This is a genomic window from Pseudomonas sp. CBS (assembly GCF_024734645.1).
Taxonomy (GTDB): Bacteria; Pseudomonadota; Gammaproteobacteria; order Pseudomonadales; family Pseudomonadaceae; genus Aquipseudomonas.
In genome coordinates this window covers 2,718,807-2,735,842 of the sequence record NZ_CP102929.1, presented here as the reverse complement: position 1 = coordinate 2,735,842, position 17,036 = coordinate 2,718,807, and the positions used below count along the sequence as shown (strand labels likewise).

Annotated in this window: 21 protein-coding genes and 1 pseudogene; 10 read left to right on the top strand and 12 right to left on the bottom strand. The window is 61.2% G+C overall.

Annotation, left to right across the window (positions count from 1 at the left end; genetic code table 11):
* The first annotated feature begins 72 nt into the window (after positions 1 to 72).
* A complete protein-coding gene (locus NVB75_RS12350) occupies positions 73 to 606 on the top strand; it encodes a gluconokinase (protein WP_258347321.1) in 534 nt (177 codons plus the stop codon).
* 84 nt (positions 607 to 690) lie between these two features.
* On the top strand, positions 691 to 2,046 hold the full coding sequence (locus NVB75_RS12345) for a GntP family permease (RefSeq protein WP_258347320.1): 1,356 nt from the start codon (positions 691 to 693) through the stop codon (positions 2,044 to 2,046).
* Between the two features lie 134 nt (positions 2,047 to 2,180).
* Here NVB75_RS12345 and alaC read toward each other — a convergent pair whose 3' ends face one another.
* Complete coding sequence (gene alaC, locus NVB75_RS12340; protein WP_003213096.1) at positions 2,181 to 3,398, bottom strand: alanine transaminase; 1,218 nt, start codon at positions 3,396 to 3,398, stop codon at positions 2,181 to 2,183.
* A 196-nt stretch (positions 3,399 to 3,594) separates the two neighbouring features.
* On the opposite strand from alaC, the gene NVB75_RS12335 reads away from it, so the two are divergent.
* Positions 3,595 to 4,080, top strand: coding sequence for a GyrI-like domain-containing protein (locus NVB75_RS12335; RefSeq protein ID WP_258347319.1), 486 nt, complete (start codon positions 3,595 to 3,597; stop codon positions 4,078 to 4,080).
* A gap of 46 nt (positions 4,081 to 4,126) precedes the next feature.
* Here the strand turns inward: NVB75_RS12335 and NVB75_RS12330 are convergent, their stop codons facing one another.
* Genes NVB75_RS12330 through NVB75_RS12315 form a run of 4 tightly spaced genes read right to left on the bottom strand, consistent with a single transcriptional unit; the run spans position 4,127 to position 6,779 of the window.
* A complete protein-coding gene (locus NVB75_RS12330) occupies positions 4,127 to 4,732 on the bottom strand; it encodes a pyridoxamine 5'-phosphate oxidase family protein (protein ID WP_063027754.1) in 606 nt (201 codons plus the stop codon).
* A 32-nt stretch (positions 4,733 to 4,764) separates the two neighbouring features.
* Positions 4,765 to 5,973, bottom strand: coding sequence for a type II toxin-antitoxin system HipA family toxin (locus NVB75_RS12325; RefSeq protein ID WP_258347318.1), 1,209 nt, complete (start codon positions 5,971 to 5,973; stop codon positions 4,765 to 4,767).
* Complete coding sequence (locus NVB75_RS12320; protein ID WP_076015826.1) at positions 5,966 to 6,220, bottom strand: helix-turn-helix domain-containing protein; 255 nt, start codon at positions 6,218 to 6,220, stop codon at positions 5,966 to 5,968. The genes NVB75_RS12325 and NVB75_RS12320 overlap by 8 nt, the downstream gene beginning before the upstream one ends.
* A 58-nt stretch (positions 6,221 to 6,278) precedes the next feature.
* The gene (locus NVB75_RS12315) at positions 6,279 to 6,779 is read right to left on the bottom strand and encodes an N-acetyltransferase (RefSeq protein WP_258347316.1); all 501 of its coding nucleotides are present in this window, start codon (positions 6,777 to 6,779) and stop codon (positions 6,279 to 6,281) included.
* A gap of 146 nt (positions 6,780 to 6,925) precedes the next feature.
* Between NVB75_RS12315 and NVB75_RS12310 the strand changes: the two genes are divergently transcribed.
* The 4 genes from NVB75_RS12310 to NVB75_RS12295 are packed head-to-tail and all read left to right on the top strand — an operon-like array spanning position 6,926 to position 9,467.
* The gene (locus tag NVB75_RS12310; RefSeq protein ID WP_258347315.1) at positions 6,926 to 7,345 is read left to right on the top strand and encodes a nuclear transport factor 2 family protein; all 420 of its coding nucleotides are present in this window, start codon (positions 6,926 to 6,928) and stop codon (positions 7,343 to 7,345) included.
* 42 nt (positions 7,346 to 7,387) lie between these two features.
* A complete protein-coding gene (locus NVB75_RS12305) occupies positions 7,388 to 7,732 on the top strand; it encodes a YciI family protein (protein WP_093206940.1) in 345 nt (114 codons plus the stop codon).
* A 29-nt stretch (positions 7,733 to 7,761) separates the two neighbouring features.
* On the top strand, positions 7,762 to 8,244 hold the full coding sequence (locus tag NVB75_RS12300) for an SRPBCC family protein (RefSeq protein ID WP_258347314.1): 483 nt from the start codon (positions 7,762 to 7,764) through the stop codon (positions 8,242 to 8,244).
* Positions 8,241 to 9,467, top strand: a complete 1,227-nt coding sequence (locus tag NVB75_RS12295) for an RNA polymerase sigma factor (protein ID WP_258347313.1) — start codon at positions 8,241 to 8,243, stop codon at positions 9,465 to 9,467. Before NVB75_RS12300 ends, NVB75_RS12295 begins: the two co-directional genes overlap by 4 nt.
* Before the next feature lie 138 nt (positions 9,468 to 9,605).
* On the opposite strand, the gene NVB75_RS12290 is transcribed toward NVB75_RS12295, so the two are convergent.
* Positions 9,606 to 10,331: an SDR family oxidoreductase gene (locus tag NVB75_RS12290; protein ID WP_258347312.1), complete on the bottom strand. Its 726-nt coding sequence runs from the start codon at positions 10,329 to 10,331 to the stop codon at positions 9,606 to 9,608.
* 111 nt (positions 10,332 to 10,442) lie between these two features.
* Between NVB75_RS12290 and NVB75_RS12285 the strand changes: the two genes are divergently transcribed.
* Complete coding sequence (locus tag NVB75_RS12285) at positions 10,443 to 11,285, top strand: LysR family transcriptional regulator (protein WP_258347311.1); 843 nt, start codon at positions 10,443 to 10,445, stop codon at positions 11,283 to 11,285.
* A gap of 137 nt (positions 11,286 to 11,422) precedes the next feature.
* Here NVB75_RS12285 and NVB75_RS12280 read toward each other — a convergent pair whose 3' ends face one another.
* Positions 11,423 to 12,277 (bottom strand): LysR family transcriptional regulator, encoded by an 855-nt coding sequence (locus NVB75_RS12280; RefSeq protein ID WP_258347310.1) that lies wholly within the window; start codon positions 12,275 to 12,277, stop codon positions 11,423 to 11,425.
* Between the two features lie 89 nt (positions 12,278 to 12,366).
* Here NVB75_RS12280 and NVB75_RS12275 point away from each other — a divergent pair, with 89 nt between their 5' ends.
* Entirely contained in the window at positions 12,367 to 12,810 is a 444-nt protein-coding gene (locus NVB75_RS12275; RefSeq protein WP_177025697.1) for a multidrug/biocide efflux PACE transporter, read from the top strand.
* A gap of 145 nt (positions 12,811 to 12,955) precedes the next feature.
* On the opposite strand, the gene NVB75_RS12270 is transcribed toward NVB75_RS12275, so the two are convergent.
* On the bottom strand, positions 12,956 to 13,864 hold the full coding sequence (locus NVB75_RS12270; RefSeq protein ID WP_258347309.1) for a LysR family transcriptional regulator: 909 nt from the start codon (positions 13,862 to 13,864) through the stop codon (positions 12,956 to 12,958).
* A gap of 57 nt (positions 13,865 to 13,921) precedes the next feature.
* Entirely contained in the window at positions 13,922 to 14,680 is a 759-nt protein-coding gene (locus tag NVB75_RS12265) for an SDR family NAD(P)-dependent oxidoreductase (protein ID WP_258347308.1), read from the bottom strand.
* A 112-nt stretch (positions 14,681 to 14,792) separates the two neighbouring features.
* Here NVB75_RS12265 and NVB75_RS12260 point away from each other — a divergent pair, with 112 nt between their 5' ends.
* Positions 14,793 to 15,689 (top strand): LysR family transcriptional regulator, encoded by an 897-nt coding sequence (locus NVB75_RS12260; protein ID WP_258347307.1) that lies wholly within the window; start codon positions 14,793 to 14,795, stop codon positions 15,687 to 15,689.
* On the opposite strand, the gene NVB75_RS12255 is transcribed toward NVB75_RS12260, so the two are convergent.
* From NVB75_RS12255 to NVB75_RS12245, 3 genes and pseudogenes are all read right to left on the bottom strand, one after another.
* Complete coding sequence (locus NVB75_RS12255) at positions 15,686 to 16,603, bottom strand: LysR family transcriptional regulator (RefSeq protein WP_258347306.1); 918 nt, start codon at positions 16,601 to 16,603, stop codon at positions 15,686 to 15,688. The genes NVB75_RS12260 and NVB75_RS12255 overlap by 4 nt on opposite strands.
* Before the next feature lie 57 nt (positions 16,604 to 16,660).
* Entirely contained in the window at positions 16,661 to 16,807 is a 147-nt protein-coding gene (locus NVB75_RS12250) for a hypothetical protein (protein ID WP_375378918.1), read from the bottom strand.
* A gap of 108 nt (positions 16,808 to 16,915) precedes the next feature.
* Positions 16,916 to 17,011 (bottom strand): annotated as a pseudogene (locus tag NVB75_RS12245) (LysR family transcriptional regulator); the annotation flags it as partial.
* Positions 17,012 to 17,036: the final 25 nt, after the last annotated feature.

The following is a 17,036-nucleotide window of genomic DNA, read 5'->3' as shown; positions in this document are numbered from 1 at the left end:
GCGGGAAAAGCCTGTTTTTGCACTAGCCTTACAGCGTGCAAAGGTAGCGCTATCTGCGTCTTGAGGTGTTTCATGAGTCAACCTGTTACTGCCCTCGTGATCATGGGTGTTTCCGGCTGTGGCAAGTCCAGCGTCAGCGAGGCCCTGTGCCTGCTGAACGGCGCCACAGCCATTGAAGGCGACAGCTTTCACCCCGCCGCGAACATCGAGAAGATGAGCGCCGGCCATCCCCTTAACGACGAAGACCGCGCCGGCTGGCTCGACATCCTGTGCGATGAACTGCGCCGCTCCCTCAAAGCTGGCGAGCATCCCGTGCTCACCTGTTCGGCCCTGAAAAAGAAATACCGCGACCACCTGCGCGAAGCCGCGCCGGGCCTGGGGTTCGTGTTTCTGGAGCTGACCCGCGAAGTCGCCGCTGACCGTGTGTCCCATCGCCCCGGCCATTTCATGCCGGCCAGCCTCATAGACAGCCAGTTCGCCACCCTGGAATCCCCGGTGGGCGAGCCGTTGACCCTGGCGCTGAATGCCAGTGAAGACAGCGTTGAAGACCTGGCCGAGCAAACCAACGCCTGGTGGCTGAAACACGGCTTTGAACCAAACAAATAATTTTTTGCCGGACAAGATAGCGCTGTCCGCCTGCACTGAATTTTTTACCGGCTTTAATAACAACAACAAACAGGAGAGACCCCCATGTTTGGCTTGTCCCACGATACCTATCTGCTACTCGATGCAGTGGTGACCATCATCGGCCTGATCGTATTGATCACCCGGTTCAAAGTCCACCCGTTCATTGCGCTGATCATCGCCGCAGGCTTTCTCGGCCTGACCTCGGGCATGCCCGTGGACAAGATCATCAAGGCCTTCCAGGACGGCTTCGGCGGGGTGCTCGGCTTTGTCGGGATTATCCTCGCGCTGGGTACGATGCTCGGCAAGATGATGGCCGATTCCGGCGGTGCCGATCAGATCGCGCAAACGCTGGTGCGGGCCTTCGGCAAGGAGAAGGTGCAGTGGGCAATGATGTTCGCCGCGTTCCTGGTGGGCATTCCGTTGTTCTTCGAGATCGGTTTTGTATTGCTGATCCCGCTGGTGTTTATCGTTGCGCGTCGTACGGGCGTGTCGCTGATCAAGATCGGCATTCCGCTGCTGGCCGGCCTGTCGGCGGTGCACGGCCTGGTGCCACCGCACCCAGGCCCGTTGCTGGCAATTGGCGTGTTTGGTGCCGACATCGGCAAGACCATTCTCTACGGCCTGATTGTCGCGCTGCCTACAGCCATCATCGCCGGCCCGCTCTACGGTTCGTTTATCGCCAAGTACATCCCGGGCAATCCGTCCCAGGAGCTGGTGGACCAACTGGCCAGTGAGCAACCGGAATCCAAGACCCTGCCGAGCTTCAGCATCACCCTGATCACCGTGCTGCTGCCGGTGTTTCTGATGCTGCTGAAAACCTTCGCCGACGTCGCCCTGCCGGACGGCCACGTGATCCGCAACTGGATGGACATGATCGGTCACCCGATCACCGCGTTGCTGCTGGCTTTGCTGCTGTCGCTGTACACCTTTGGCCGTCGCCAGGGCATCGGTTCCCCGCAAATCCTCAAACTGCTCGACGCCAGCCTGGCGCCGACTGCAGCGATCATCCTGATCATCGGCGCCGGTGGTGGCTTCAAGCAGATGCTGGTGACCAGCGGCGTGGGTGATGTGATCGGCCACATGGCGGTGACTGCGCAGATCAACCCGATCCTGCTGGCCTGGCTGGTGGCGGCGGTGATTCGTGTGGCTACCGGTTCTGCGACGGTGGCGACCATTACCGGTGCGGGCATTGTGGTGCCGGTGGTGGGGATGATTCCGGGGGTGAACCGCGAGTTGCTGGTGTTGGCGACAGGGGCGGGCTCGCTGGTGTTGTCTCACGTCAACGATGCGGGGTTCTGGCTGGTGAAGCAGTACTTCAATATGACCGTGGCCGAGACGTTCAAGACCTGGACGGCGATGGAGACCATCCTGTCGGTGGTGGCGTTGGGCTTTATCATGTTGCTGTCGCTGGTGGTCTAGGCGGTAAGTGATCGTTCCCACGCTCCGCGTGGGAACGCATCCTGTGACGCTCCGCGTCACAAGCGGACGCAGAGCGTCCAAGGCGGCATTCCCACGCAGAGCGTGGGAACGATCATTCCTGCCGTTGGATCGGGTCAGGCGTCAGCTTTCTTGACCAGCCCATCCGCCCGGAACATCGCCCGGATGCCCCGCACCGCCTGGCGAATCCGGTCCTGGTTTTCGATCAGCGCAAAGCGCACGTGATCGTCGCCATACTCACCAAAACCAATCCCCGGCGACACACACACCTTCGCCTCAAGCAGCAGCTTCTTGGCAAACTCCAGCGACCCCATCGCGGCGTACGCCTCGGGAATCTTCGCCCAGACGTACATCGACGCCTTCGGGTTCTCGACCATCCAGCCCAGCTCATGCAGGCCTTTCACCAGCACGTTACGACGCTGGCGGTACTGCTCGGCAATGTCTTTCACACACTGTTGATCGCCTTCCAGCGCCGCAATCGCCGCCACTTGCAGCGGGGTGAAGGTGCCGTAGTCGTGGTAACTCTTGATCCGCGCCAGGGCGTTGACCAGTTCCGGGTTGCCCACCATGAAACCAATGCGCCAGCCGGCCATGTTGTAGCTCTTGGACAGGGTGAAAAACTCCACCGCGATGTCCTTGGCGCCCGGCACTTGCATGATCGACGGAGCTTTCCAGCCGTCGTAGACGATGTCGGCGTAGGCCAGGTCATGCACCACCAGCACGTCGTACTGTTTGGCCAGGGCGATCACCCGTTCGAAGAAGTCCAGCTCCACGCACTGCGCGGTGGGGTTGGACGGGAAGCCGAGGATCATCATCTTCGGCTTGGGAATCGAGCCGCGAATGGCGCGTTCCAGTTCTGCGAAGAAATCCACGCCTGGAATCAGCGGCACCGAACGCACCTGGGCGCCGGCAATCACGGCACCGTAGATATGAATCGGGTAGCTGGGGTTCGGCACCAGCACCGTGTCGCCCTGGTCCAGGGTGGCCAGCATCAAATGCGCCAGGCCTTCCTTGGAACCGATGGTCACGATGGCTTCGGTTTCCGGGTCGATGTCCACTTCATAGCGGTCTTTGTACCAGCGCGAAATCGCCCGGCGCAGCCGCGGAATGCCTTTGGAAGTGGAGTAGCCGTGGGTGTCTTCACGCTGGGCGACGGTGACCATTTTTTCCACGATGTGCGGAGGCGTGGCGCCGTCAGGGTTACCCATGCTCAAGTCGATGATGTCTTCGCCGCGCCGACGCGCAGCCATCTTCAGCTCGGCAGTGATATTGAACACGTAAGGGGGGAGTCGATCTATGCGCGCAAAGCGGCGCGGCGAACGGGGTTCGGCCATTGTTGCCTCGAAATACGTAAGCGCCCGGAACCGTCCGAGCGACGTCGGCCACTGCGGTGGCCTGCGGGGCAGACAATACGGTCGATGATGGCCAATTGTCCAGATGCTGTGGGAAAAATTTCTGCTTGGAGTGCGACGGGGATATGCCCCTATACTCGACGCGGGTTTGTTCCCTCATAAGAAGGAGACTGTTCAGATGGATCAACAGACAAAACTGCCGTTACAGCCGCGCATGGAAGAGGGCAAGGCCCTGGTGATCGCAGGTGTGCAGGGGCGTTATTCGAAGGCCACGATTGGCGATATTCCCAAGTTGTGGGAGTTGTTCGACAGCTGCTTCAAAGATATCAAAAAGCGCGTCGGCGGCGTGACCTACGGCGTGTGCTACAACGCCAAACACGATGAATTCGACTACCTGGCCGGCGTTGAAGTGCCGGCCAAGGGCGATGTACCGAGCAACTTCCAGTCGATTGAAATCCCGGCCCATCGCTATGCCGTGTTTCCGCATTTTGGCCCGGTGCAGGCGCTGGCGCAGACCTATGAACGCATCATGTTCGAATGGCTGCCGGCCTCCGGGTACAAGGTGGTCGGGGCCGACTTTGAGCGCTACAGCGCCGACTTCGATGTGGGTAAAGGCACGGGCTCCGTGGAAATCTGGATCCCGATCAACGCCGAAGCCGCCTGACCGCACCATTGGCAGGAGCGCGGATATTCGCTCCTGCCACCGCCTCTCAATACAACGTGGCCTTGACCCGCTCCGGCATCTCGCGGTCATAGGCTTCGGCGTCGAACGCCCCATCATTCAAGCGCTTGTGAAAGGCCCCGGCGGAGGGTAGTGCCGAGCGATCCAGATGCTTTTCCGGGTTCCAGCAATCGGAGCGCACAAAGGCTTTGGAGCAATGGAAATACGCGGCCTCTACCTGCACCAGAATCACCGAACGGGCCGCTTTGCCATTCACCGCAAAGCTCTCCAGCAGCTCGGGCTCGATGGAAATCTGCGCCCGTCCATTGACCCGCAACGTCTCGCCAATGCCCGGGATGATGAACAGCAACGCTATACGCGGGTCCACCACCAGATTGCGCAGGGTGTCGAGACGGTTATTCCCTGGCCGATCCGGAATCGCCAGCGTGCGCTCGTCGATGATTCGCACAAACCCCGGCACATCGCCACGGGGCGAACCGTCGATACCGTCCGGGCCTGACGAACTCACCACCACCAAGGGTGAGGCGCGGACCATGGCCTGGTAATCCTCGTTGAGAAACGGGATTTCCTTGCGCACGGCCCGTTCGTGGGGCAGGCCGTAGAGGGATTCGAGTTGTTCCAGCGTGGTGAGCATTGGGACTCCTTATCGATCGGTCAGGTGATGTGTCAGCCACCGAAGCTGCGCTGATAGCCTTGCGCCGATTGCCGTATAGCTTGTGCAACATTAGGGGCTTGTCGGCAGTAATCGTCTTCACGCTTGAGAACAACGTCAAGGGTTTGGAGCAGTGCCCGGATTCGCTCCTCGGGTTTCTCCACCTCACAGATTCCAGCAAACTCCAGGATACCCAGACGTGAGGCAAAGAAAGATTTATTGCCGGCCAGGTCGAGAGCCAGAGCGTCCTCGGGGATGTAGGCAGTGGTATTTGCGATGTCATAAGCCGGTGCAAGCCTGGCATCGCTCTTGATCGGGTCGCTATACAACAGGCCGAAATTCTTCAGATGGGCATCGCCATTGCCCACTATGCAACTCAATGCCACGCTGTCGAACAGTTGGTCGAGGGAGCTGCGTTCATGCTCAATTGAACAGTAAACGCGTACGGCTTTGGCGATCATGTTGTAGCTCTTGCTGTATTTCTGTTCTGCAGACAGGCCCATCAGCGTGGTCATGTCTTCGAAGCCCAAGGGGTTGGCCTGCTCATCCCGATCAAAGCGCCGCATGATGAAAAGCTTATGATTCTGCGACAGGTAAAACGGCGGCACGGGTATGCCTGCATCTCTGGCAATGGACATGCACAGGTATTCGTTGATGGCCAATCCCGGAAATTCGTCGCGCCCACTTTTGATGATCAGATCATTGGTTTTTGAAGTGAATTTCTGTTCTGGGGTTTGTGGCTTTTCCGGCACCAGCACCTTGGGCTGAACACCGGAAATTCCTGCTCGCAGGATGTAGCGATCTACCAGGTCAGCAAAAAGATCTTCCGCCCCGTCCCAGGCGAGAATTTCGTCCAGGTTTTCTCCCGTCGACGGAGCGCCGTTGCGCTGAATCAGCTCATTGACTTGGTCCGAGGAAACGAAGACGCGACCGATAGGCGCACTGCTACCAGACAATGCCAGCAGCAACATCGGGTCTACCTTCACTGTCTTGGCAAGGCGATTGCGAAGCTGCTCCAGCACAAACCCTTCTGGCAGGTTCATCTGGAATATCGGATGTAGCTCTCGTCGACGGTATTCATCGGCGCGAACGGGCATTACCAGGCTGAGTGCGCTGGGTGGTAGTGCGTTATCGCCGTAGCGGAAAAGATAGTCGCCTGCACTGGTGAATACGCTGCCGCTGGCGCCTTGAGGGGTATGAACTTGAAGCTTCGGGCTATTCATTGAACAAGTCCTCCACTTCTTCCAGCGTTGGCATGGTGGCAGGTACCAATTTTATTTCGCTGCCCAAGGCGGCAATCACTCGAGCGTAGGCATTCATGGAGACCGTTGGGCTGCCTTGCTCGATTTCAATCAGTTTTTGCCGAGTTACGCCCGCCAAGCGCGCCAATTCCGCTTGTTTATAGCCTCGGTTGAGCCGCATGGTGCGCACTTGGCTGCCGATTCTCTGGGTGATGACAGAAGAGTCCATGTCGCGTAGCCATTACATTTATGTTGATAAGTTATGTATACGTTACATTTTGGCATTGTCAAGGTGCCTCGGCACCAAACACCCACGCCAACCGGCGCTCATACCCAATCCGCCCCTTATACGCCTCCCCGCTGTCCACCCAGCCCTGCTGCAAATACAGCCCCATCGCCGCCACATTGTCCGTGTCCACCGACAGCTCCAGCGCCTTGATCTGCGGCCAAACCAGGCGCGCGGCGGCGGGGAGGGCTTGCAGGCAGGCTTTGCCAAACCCCAAGCCTTGCTGGTGGCGATCGACTTGCAACGCATGCAGCGTGGCGCTGTGTTCATCCGCCCAATGGGGCAGGCAGGGGGGGCGTTTGAGCAGTAGGAAGGCGACGGGAATCTCGTCGGCGAGTAACGCAAAGCCTGCCACGCCGGGATTCGGATTGACCAGCAGGGTGTTCAGCGCACAGTAGATATCGCCGGAAAAACCCAGTTGTTCGGGATGCACTTCCAGGGCGTTGAGTTGCTGTTGTTGCAGGGCAGTCAACGTCTGATAGGCGACGAGGCGGGTTTCCATCGGCGTAGCATCCGAAATCCTACATAGAAGCGCGGATTCTAGCGGGTTTGCGGTAGTCGCAATTATTTTTTGCAGGAGTGTCGATTGGCCCGGGGCTCAGTCGACTAAGGGTGTCTTCAGTGATTTTTCCCGCAAGGAGTATCGCCATGAGCACCGCAATCAGCAGCTTGATCGAACAATGGAAACAGGCGGTCACCGCCAAGGATGTCGAGAAGATTGTCAGCTTTTACGCCGACGATATCGTCGCGTTCGACGCCGTTAGCGCCCTGCAGTTCAAGGGCAAGGCCGCGTACCAGGCGCACTGGAAGGCGTGCATGGAGTTCTGCCCGGGCCCCGGAGTATTTGACTTCCATGAGATGCGTATCGTCGCCGGCGATAACAGCGCCTTTGCCCACTGGCTCGCACACTGTGGCGGCACCGGGCCCGACGGCGTGCTCAAGACCTGCTGGATGCGCGTCAGCGCTGGCTACCAGCGCGTTGGCGGCGAGTGGAGAGTGGTGCATGAGCATTGGTCGGCACCCTTCGACATGGAAACCGGCGCCGGTCTGTTCGACCTGAAACCTTGATCGTCGCGAACTATAGTCAGTTGTCCGAAAACGGAGAATCCCATGAAATACCTCTGCCTGATCTATAGCAACGAGCAGGTGCTGCACGAGTCGCCCGACAGCCCCAAGGACCCGGAGTGTTTTGCCTATGCCGAGTCTGTGCAGGCCAGCGGGCGGATGCTCGCCGCCGAGCCGCTGGAGTCGGTGACCACCGCCACCACCGTGCGCATGCGCAATGGCAAGCTGTCGATCACCGACGGACCGTTTGCTGAAACCAAGGAGCAGCTCGCCGGGTTTTACCTGATCGAGGCCAAGGACCTGAATGAAGCGATCCAGGTGGCCGGTGGCATTCCGGCCGCCCGGGTCGGCAGCGTGGAAGTGCGCCCCGTGCGTGAATTGAATCTCTGATCACAACAATAAAACTCAGGAGGTTTCCCATGAGCAATCAACCCAAGCCCGCCGAATTTGAACTGTCCATCAGTCGCTTGATCGACGCCCCTCGCAGCCGCGTGTTTCGCGCCTGGACCGAGCCGGCGTTGTTGCAGCAGTGGTGGGGCCCGCACGGCATGACCACCCCGGAGTGCGAAATGGACCTGTGGGTCGGTGGGCAATTTCGCACCCTGATGCGCGCGCCCGACGGCAGCGAATACCCGACCCAGGGCGTATTCCTCGAAATCACCGCGCCCAGTCGGCTGGTGTTTACCGATGCGTTCACCCCCGGCTGGATCCCCTCGGGCCAGCCGTTCATGACCGCCGAAGTCACCTTTGAAGACGTCGACGGCAAAACCCTCTACACCGCCCGCGCCATGCACTGGAGCGCCGAAACCAAGCAGGCCCACGAAGCCATGGGCTTTCATGAGGGCTGGGGCCAGAGCCTTGACCGGCTGGTGACGCTGGTGACCGAAGGCCTGCCCGATTGACGGTGCAGGCCCGGGTCGAAGCGGTTTATCGCAGCGAATCGCGGCGCATCCTGGCGACCCTGATTCGCCTGCTCGGCGATTTTGACCTCGCTGAAGAAGCCTTGCACGAGGCGTTCTTCGTCGCGGTGGAGCGTTGGGAGCAAGACGGTGTGCCCGACAATCCCCGGGCCTGGCTGGTCTCCACCGGGCGCTTCAAGGCCATCGACCGTTTGCGCCGCCAGGCCCGATTTGCCGCGCACCAGAACGCGTTGTTGGCTCAGGCTGATGAATTGGAAGAAGCCGACTGGAGCGCTGAAGACGTGGAAGACGACCGCCTGCGCCTGATCTTCACCTGTTGCCACCCGGCGCTGGCGGCGGATGCCCAGGCGGCACTGACCTTGCGTGAGATCTGCGACCTCACCACCGAGGAAATTGCCCGAGCGTTTCTCGCCACACCGGCCACCATCGCCCAGCGCATCGTGCGGGCCAAGTGCAAGATCCGCGAAGCGAAAATCCCCTATCAAGTGCCGTCCCTGGCGGAGTTGCCCGAGCGCCTGGACAGTGTGTTGCGGGTGATTTACCTGGTGTTCAACGAAGGCTATTCGGCGTCCATGGGCGCTGATCTGACCCGAGAGGACCTGACCCGCGAAGCGATTCGCCTGGGTCGATTGCTGATGGAATTGTTGCCGGAACCGGAAGTGATGGGCTTGCTGGCGCTGATGCTGCTCCACGAATCCCGGCGCCCGGCACGCACCTCAGCCGGCGGTGAATTGGTGCTGCTGGATGAGCAGGACCGTTCGCTGTGGGATGCATCGTTGATTGCTGAAGGATGCGCCTTGGTGGAGAAATCCCTGACCACACGGCGCTTCGGGCCCTACAGCCTGCAGGCGGCGATTGCGGCGGTGCATGCCGAGGCGGCGAGCGCTGACGAGACCGACTGGCCGCAGATTGTTGGGCTGTACGAGGTGTTGCTCGGGCTGGTGCCGTCGCCGGTGATCGAACTGAATCGCGCGGTGGCCGTTGCGATGCGCGATGGGGCGTTGGCGGGGTTGCAATTGGTGGACGGGATTCTGGCGCGGGGGGAGTTGGTCGACTATCACCTGGCGCACTCGGCGCGGGGCGAGTTTTGTCGGCGATTGGGGCGAGTGGAGGACGCGCGGCGAGCGTTTGAACGGGCGCTGGCGTTGACCCAGCAAGAACCGGAAAAGCGCTTTATCGAGCGGCGTTTGGCCGAACTCAAATAGTACAGACGCTGGAGATCCAAATGTGGGAGCGGGCTTGCTCGCGAATGCGGTGGATCAGTCACTGAAATGTTGGCTGACACACCGCCTTCGCGAGCAAGCCCGCTCCCACATTTGTTCGATGTTGTCTTGATGAATGAGTTACGGCTGCTGACGCGTCGCCGCCAACACGATCTCGCGAATGCACACATGCTGCGGCTGCTGGTAGGCATAGGCAATCGCCGAAGCCACGTCATCCGCGCTCAATACCGTGCCGCCCATGTCCTGTTTCCACGCCTGGTAGCCGCTCTTGATCGCTTCATCGGTGGTGTGGCCCAGCAGTTCGGTTTCCACCGCGCCCGGCGCAATGGTGATCACCCGCACATTGTGCGGCGACATTTCTTCCCGCAGGTTTTCCGAAATCCCGTGCACGGCAAACTTGGTGCCTACATAGGCGACATGGTTGGGAAAGGTCTTGCGCCCGGCCACCGAGCTGACATTGATGATCGTGCCGCCCTTGCGCTCGACCATGCTGGCGGCCACCGCGTGAATGCCGTTCAGCAGGCCTTTCACGTTGACGTCGAGCATCTGCTCCCACTGTGCCGGGTCCTGTTCGCTGACGCTGCCCAGCAGCATCACGCCGGCATTGTTGATCAGGGCATCGGCCGGGCCGAATTGCGCTTCGGCTTCTTTCACCGCCGCCACCAGCGCAGCGCGGTCGGTGATGTCGACACCGCGACTCAAGGTGTTCGGCAGCGCCAGGGCATTCAGCCGGTCGATGCGGCGGGCCAACAGCAACAGTGGGTGGCCGGCGGCCGACAGCAAGCGCGCAGTCGCTTCGCCAATGCCCGAACTGGCGCCGGTGATGATGATCAATGGCTTGCTCATGCTTGAACTCCTGAAATAAGAAAAACAAATAACTAAACGTGGGGCGCAGTATATTTAGCCTCTCATCGGCTGAAAAATGCCTTATTCCTCTGTCTGTCATCGGTATTAACTATGGATGTGCGTCATCTCAAGGCGTTTCTCGCGGTGTTCGAGGAGCGCAATATCACCGCGGCCGCCCAGCGCCTGTTCATCAGCCAGCCGACGTTGTCGGTGACCATCAAGCAGTTGGAAGAAGAGTTGGGCGTGGCGCTGTTTCTGCGCCAGCCTCGCGGGGTTGAAGTCAGCGATGAAGCGCGGGTGCTGTACCCGCAAGCCCGGCGCATGGTGGCCGAGGCCGACGCGTTGAGCCGGCTGTTTCGCGGGCGCGAAAACCGCATCGCCCTGGAACTGGGTGTGGAAGGCGATATTGCCGACAGCCAGATCGAAACCTTCCTGCGCATGGCGCACCAGGGCCTGCCCGGTTTGCTGCTGACCTTGCAGGAAGGCTGCGAAGGAGAAGGGCGCCTGGCGGTAGAGGAAATGTGCTGCGAGGACGAATTATTCCTGCCGCTTTGGGAAGAGCCCTACGTGATGGCACTGCCGGTTGGGCACCCGATGGCGGCGGGCGGCAAGGAGCAGGCCTGGGCACCGATTGAAGACTGGATCACCTGCCCGCAGCATGATTCCCACCAACGGCTGATGGCCTTGTACGGCCGCTCGCCCCAGGCGGTGGCCGGGCATGCCGGTTCGTTGACCCAGGCCTTGCACATGGTGGCGGCCGGTGTGGGCGTGGCGATGTTGCCGCAGTCGCTGGCGGCGGAGCGGGCCGGGGTGGTGGTTCGCCCCTGGCACCTGCCGGCACCGACGCGCCGGGTGGGGTTGTGCTTTGCCGCCCAGGCCCTGGAGTTGCCGGCGTTGCGGGCGCTGCATGAGTATTTCCAGAACAACCGCCCGCCGCAGATTGAAGCGGCCTGACTGCGCCTTCGAATGCACCGCAAATTCAATGTGGGAGCTGGCTTGCCTGCGATAGCGGTGTGTCAGTCACCACCGCTATCGCAGGCAAGCCAGCTCCCACATTGGGTCTTCATTGTTGCGAATAGTGTGTTCCGGCCTTACTCCAGCATCTTGCCCAGCAACCAACTGCCTGCCGGGCCGGGCGGATGCTGGCGTGACCACAACGCATCCACCGCCACCGAGCGCGGCCAGCTCCGGGCCTTGATTTCACACAGGTGGTCGCCGCCAAAGCGTTCCACCAGCCAGCGCGGCAGCGGCGCCCAGCCAAAGCCCAGTTGCGCCATTTCCATCAGCATCAGGTAACTGGGGGCCGACCACACACGCCCAAGGCCTCGGGTTTCATTCGGGTTGATGATGCTCGCCAGGCGCAGTTCGCGGTGTTGCTCCAGGGTTTGCTGATCGATGTCCTTAAGGTTTGCCAGCGGATGTTTGGCGGCGACAAACAGCGCGATTTCCGTGCGTTCTTCCACGGCGGTGCTGGTGAGGTCCGGCGGATAAACCTCCTGCTTCTCGATAAACGCAATCTGCGCCCGGCCGCTTTGCACCAGGGCGACCAAGTCCTCGCATTCGGCGATCAGGCATTCCAGTTCCAGGTCCGGGTAGCGCTGTTCGAAGGCGCTGAGGGCGGTTTCGAAACGGTCCGACTGGTAGGTATCGGACATGGCGATACTCAGCTTCGGCTCCAACCCCTGGGACAACTGGCTGGCCGCCAACTCCAGGCGGCTGCTGGCTTCCAGCACCTGCTCGGCGCGTTGCAACAGCACGTGCCCGGCCGGGGTCAGCGTGGGCTTGCGGCTGCTGCGATCAAACAGCACCACGTCCAGGTCAATCTCCAGGCTGGCCACCGCCGCACTGACGGTGGACTGGCTCTTGCCCAGCTTGCGCGCCGCCGCTGAAAACGAACCCTGGGTTGCCGCCTGCACAAACGCCTGAAGCACTTCATGGGAAGCCATGACTATCGCCTTGATCGATGGTTACTGGTTATGAAGTATCGAGTCAAAGGGTAATGATGGCAACCATCGTCACTCACGGAGAACGGGTCATGACACCCACCAAGTCGATTACTGAACGCGTTTGGCAGGCCATTGGTTTTGAAGGCCTGGCTTTGTTGATCTGTACGCCGCTGCTGGCGTGGATCATGGATAAACCGGCCCTGGAGATGGGTATGGTGACCTTGGCCATCAGCCTTATGGCGCTGGCCTGGAACGTGATTTTCAACGGCCTGTTCGACCGGCTCAAGGCGCGCCTGCAACTGTCCGGCGGGGTGTGGACCCGCGTGCTGCACGCGTTGATGTTTGAAGGCGGCCTGGTGGCGATCTGCGTACCGTTGATTGCCTGGTGGCTGAACATCAGCCTGATGCAGGCGTTTATCCTCGACATCGGCGTGCTGCTGTTTTTCCTGCCGTACACCTATGTGTATCACTGGGGTTATGACGCAGTGCGCGAGCGGATCATGCAAAAACGCGAGGCGAAACAACTCGCCTAGAAAATCCCGGCCAACAACTGGCGTAGCAGCTGTCGAGCCTAGGCGAGGCTGCGTCGGGAGCGACTCGGTTCTGAGCCAGCCATCGGGATCGGCGGTGCGGCCTACGCAGCCTCGCTTAGGCTCGACAGCTGCTACCGGGGGGAAGTCAGGTGAGTTTTAAGGCGCTGACAAAATCCAGGAACGCCCGTACCTTGGCCGCCGGCAAGTGCCGCGATGGGTAGAAGGCATACAGCGGGAAGCGCTCATCGGGCCAGTCGGGAAACAACTCGACCAACGCGCCGGATTCGAGCGCTGGCGCAAGCCCGAGGTCGAGCATCTGCGCCACGGCATGGCCGTGTTCGCACACGCTGTACAAGGTTCCGGCATCGTTGACCACCAGCCGCCCGCTGGTGGCGACGTTGACGTGCTCGCCGGGCCGGTGGAATTCCCAGCCAAACGGCCGGCCGGTCTGGGAGTCGCGAAAGTCGATGCACACGTGCTGGCCGTCTTCCAGGTCCAGTGGGTGGTTGGGGCGGCCATGACGCTCAAGATAAGTCGGCGACGCCAACGTGAGCACCCGCACTTCCATTAACTTGCGGGCGATCAACGAGGACGATTGCGGAATACCAAAACGGATGGCCAGGTCAAAGCCATCCGCCACCAAGTCCCCGAGCTGGTCCCGTGTGTGCAGGTCCAACTGCAACTGCGGGTACTGACTCATGAATTCACCGAGCACCGGCCCCAGCACCAGCCGCGAGAAGTACGGGTCGATGTTCACCCGCAACCGCCCGCGTACGGTCAGGGCGCTGTCTGCCGCCGAGCTGGCGGCTTCTTCCAGGCCGGCCAGCAGCGGGGCGATTTCCTGGTAGAAACGCCGGCCTTCGTCGGTCAATTGCACCGAGCGAGTGGTGCGGTCGAACAGGCGAATCCCCAGGCGTTTTTCCAGCCGCGAAATGGCCCGGCTGACCCCCGAAGGCGTCATCTCCAGGCTGTCGGCGGCGCGGGCAAAACTGCCGCTGTCGACCACAGCGGCCAGTACGCCCATGCCGCCGGCCAGTCCTGGATCAAAACTCATGGGTGATTGCCTGTCAGTTATCCGAAAGCATTGATGCTAGCGGAGAATCTGGGCGCGTTACAGAAACATCCCGCCCGAGGCCTCGACGCGCTGCCCGGTGATCCAGTTGCTGCCATCGGCCAGCAAGGTGGAAATCGCCCCGCCGATGTCATCCGGCAAGCCCGCGCGACCGAGTGCGGTGTTGTTGGCGACCATCGCGTTCACGTTCGGATTGTCGCGCACCGCGCCGCCGCTGAAGTCGGTGGCAATCGCGCCGGGGGCCAGGGTGTTGACGGTAATCCCGCGTGCACCCAGCTCCTTGGCCTGATAGCGGGTCAGCACTTCCACCGCGCCTTTCATCGAGGCGTAGGCCGCGTAACCCGGCAGGCTGAAGCGCGCCAGGCCGCTGGAGATATTGATGATGCGGCCGCCATCGCTGATCAGCGGCAGCAGTTTCTGGGTCAGGAAAAACGGGCCCTTGAAGTGGATCGCCACCAGTTGGTCAAACTGCGCTTCGGTGGTTTCGGCGAAGCTGGCGTGGGCGCCAATCCCGGCGTTGTTGATCAGGAAGTTGAAGTGCGCCTGGCCGAACACGTCCTTCAACACCGAGCCGACCTGGGCGGTGAATGCATCGAAGGTGGCGCTTTGGCTGACGTCCAGTTGCAGCATCGCCGCCTTGCCGCCCAGTGCTTCGACTTGGGCGACCACGGCCTGGGCTTCGTCGGCCGCGCTGTGGTACGTGCCGATGATGTCGACGCCTTGCGCCGCCAGGTGCAGCGCAGCGCTTTTGCCCAGGCCGCGGCTGGCGCCGGTGATGAGTGCGATTTTACGGGTCATGGTGGAATCCTCGGAGCAGGTGAGTGTTCGTGGGACTGAGTGTATTTGTCCGGCCATAACGTGATAAACAGAGCTATACCGGAATCACTGGCCGGATAAGGCGAACAATCCCATGAACAAACTGGAGTTGCTGCGCACCTTCGTGCGCGTCACCGAACTGTCGAGTTTCACCCAGGCGGGCGAGAGCCTGGGCCTGCCGCGCTCGACCGTGTCCGAGCATGTGCAGGCCCTGGAAGAGTTGCTCGGTGCGCGCCTGTTGCAGCGCACCACGCGCAAGGTCCAGGCCACCCAGGATGGCCGCGTGCTGTACGAACGCAGCAAGGATCTGCTGTCGCATATGGAAGAACTGGAAGGCTTGTTTCGCCAGGACGAAGCACAGCTGGCGGGGCGAATTCGCGTGGACATGCCCAACGTCATGGCCCGGGAACTGATCCTGCCGCGCCTGCCGGAATTCATGGACCTGCACCCGCTGATCGAGCTGGAGATCAGCAGCACCGACCGCCAGGTCGACCTGCTGGCCGAAGGTTTCGACTGCGTGTTGCGGATTGGCGCGCAGCCGGACCAGTCGGTAGTGGCGCGGCTGTTAGGCAGCATGACGATGATCAATTGCGCCAGCGCGACTTACCTGCAACGTTACGGCGTACCCCAGACGCTCGCCGATTTGGCCCACCATCAACTGGTGCATTACGTACGTCCGCTGGGCTCGCGTTCGCCGGGGTTTGAATACGTACAGGGCAACAAAGTGCACCGGGTTCCCATGGCCGGGCGGGTGACCGTCAACAGCACGGATGCGTATCGGGCAGCGTGCATCGGCGGGTTCGGCCTGACTCAGGTGCCGGTGCTGGGCATTGTCGATCTATTGGCCAGCGGTGAGTTGGTGGCGGTGCTGCCGGACTATCCGCCACCCGCGCTGGACGTGTCCCTGCTGTACGCGGGCCAACGGCATTTGCCGCTGCGGGTGCGGGTGTTCATGGATTGGCTGGCGGCGATCCTGCAATCCCGGCTTTAACGCCGGGCTGACAACTGCTGCGGCGCCAGGAATGCATCGTGGAAGTAATCCCGAAATGCCTGCATCGCCGGGGTGAAGTCGCGCTCGCGGTGCCAGGCCAGGCCGACACTCATGGGCGTGACCTTGTCGGTGACGCTCACGGTTTCGATGCGCTTGCCTTCCAGCGACCACGGGCGATGCACCAGGTCCGACAGAATTGCCACGCCGCTGCCGTTGGCGACCATGCTGCGCACCGCTTCTACCGAACTGGTGCGCAGCCGCACTTTGGGTGTTTGCCCGGCCTGTTCCCAGTAGCGCATGGCGCTTTGTTCGGCCTCGTCGACGGTGAGGAAAATGTAAGGCTCCCTGGCCACGTCCGCGAGGCTCACGGCTGGGCGTTCGCACAACGGGTGATGGCTGGGCAGCCACAGGCGGCGTTCGGAGTTGAAGAGGATTTCCGAGACGATGTCCGGGTGGGTGAGGTTGGCGGTAAGCACCACGGCCATGTCGAACTGGCCATTGAGCAGGCCGTGTTCGATGGCCCGGCGTTCCTGTTCGAAGACCTCGATGGTCACGTCCGGGTGCCAGTGTTCCATGCGTTGCAAATGGTGCGGCAGGAAGTAACCGAGCACGGTGTAGCTGGCGGCCACCCGCAGTACGCCGCTGGCGCGGTAGTCCGGCAACGGGCTGTTCAGGGCGTCGTCGACACTGCGCACAATCACGTAGGCCCGGTTGAGAAAATGCCGCCCTGCGTCGGTCAGGCTCATGCCCTGGGCCGAGCGCACGAATAGCTGCGCACCGAGCATCGCTTCCAGCTCCTTGATCGCAGTGGTCACTGCGGATTGGGAGATGTTCAGGTGAATCGCCGCCTGGGAGATCTGGCCGATTTCGGCGGTGGCGACGAAGTAGCGGATTTGGCGCAGGGTTAGGGACATTGGTTTCTCCGCTCGTTCCCACGCTCTGCGTGGGAATGCATCCTGTGACGCTCTGCGTCACGATTTCAAGGGCGGACGCAGAGCGTCCAGGGCGGCATTCCCACGCGGAGCGTGGGAACGATCAGTATGAATCGCCGCCTGGGAGATCTGGCCGATTTCGGCGGTGGCGACGAAGTAGCGGATTTGGCGCAGGGTCAGGGACATTGGTTTCTCCGCTCGTTCCCACGCCCTGCGTGGGAATGCATCCTGTGACGCTCTGCGTCACGATTTCGAGGGCGGACGCAGAGCGTCCAGGGCGGCATTCCCACGCGGAGCGTGGGAACGATCAGTATGAATCGCCGCCTGGGAGATCTGGCCGATTTCGGCGGTGGCGACGAAGTAGCGGATTTGGCGCAGGGTCAGGGACATTGGTTTCTCCGCTCGTTCCCACGCC

Coding starts and splice junctions, on each gene's coding strand:
- NVB75_RS12310 (WP_258347315.1), top strand. CDS start 6,926: ATGAGCACCGCAATCAGCAGCTTGATCGAACAATGGAAACAGGCGGTC.
- NVB75_RS12320 (WP_076015826.1), bottom strand. CDS start 6,220: ATGGACTCTTCTGTCATCACCCAGAGAATCGGCAGCCAAGTGCGCACC.
- NVB75_RS12285 (WP_258347311.1), top strand. CDS start 10,443: ATGGATGTGCGTCATCTCAAGGCGTTTCTCGCGGTGTTCGAGGAGCGC.
- NVB75_RS12270 (WP_258347309.1), bottom strand. CDS start 13,864: ATGAGTTTTGATCCAGGACTGGCCGGCGGCATGGGCGTACTGGCCGCT.
- NVB75_RS12300 (WP_258347314.1), top strand. CDS start 7,762: ATGAGCAATCAACCCAAGCCCGCCGAATTTGAACTGTCCATCAGTCGC.
- NVB75_RS12265 (WP_258347308.1), bottom strand. CDS start 14,680: ATGACCCGTAAAATCGCACTCATCACCGGCGCCAGCCGCGGCCTGGGC.
- NVB75_RS12255 (WP_258347306.1), bottom strand. CDS start 16,603: ATGTCCCTAACCCTGCGCCAAATCCGCTACTTCGTCGCCACCGCCGAA.
- NVB75_RS12325 (WP_258347318.1), bottom strand. CDS start 5,973: ATGAATAGCCCGAAGCTTCAAGTTCATACCCCTCAAGGCGCCAGCGGC.
- NVB75_RS12350 (WP_258347321.1), top strand. CDS start 73: ATGAGTCAACCTGTTACTGCCCTCGTGATCATGGGTGTTTCCGGCTGT.
- NVB75_RS12335 (WP_258347319.1), top strand. CDS start 3,595: ATGGATCAACAGACAAAACTGCCGTTACAGCCGCGCATGGAAGAGGGC.
- NVB75_RS12315 (WP_258347316.1), bottom strand. CDS start 6,779: ATGGAAACCCGCCTCGTCGCCTATCAGACGTTGACTGCCCTGCAACAA.
- NVB75_RS12290 (WP_258347312.1), bottom strand. CDS start 10,331: ATGAGCAAGCCATTGATCATCATCACCGGCGCCAGTTCGGGCATTGGC.
- NVB75_RS12275 (WP_177025697.1), top strand. CDS start 12,367: ATGACACCCACCAAGTCGATTACTGAACGCGTTTGGCAGGCCATTGGT.
- alaC (WP_003213096.1), bottom strand. CDS start 3,398: ATGGCCGAACCCCGTTCGCCGCGCCGCTTTGCGCGCATAGATCGACTC.
- NVB75_RS12280 (WP_258347310.1), bottom strand. CDS start 12,277: ATGGCTTCCCATGAAGTGCTTCAGGCGTTTGTGCAGGCGGCAACCCAG.
- NVB75_RS12330 (WP_063027754.1), bottom strand. CDS start 4,732: ATGCTCACCACGCTGGAACAACTCGAATCCCTCTACGGCCTGCCCCAC.
- NVB75_RS12260 (WP_258347307.1), top strand. CDS start 14,793: ATGAACAAACTGGAGTTGCTGCGCACCTTCGTGCGCGTCACCGAACTG.
- NVB75_RS12305 (WP_093206940.1), top strand. CDS start 7,388: ATGAAATACCTCTGCCTGATCTATAGCAACGAGCAGGTGCTGCACGAG.
- NVB75_RS12250 (WP_375378918.1), bottom strand. CDS start 16,807: ATGTCCCTGACCCTGCGCCAAATCCGCTACTTCGTCGCCACCGCCGAA.
- NVB75_RS12345 (WP_258347320.1), top strand. CDS start 691: ATGTTTGGCTTGTCCCACGATACCTATCTGCTACTCGATGCAGTGGTG.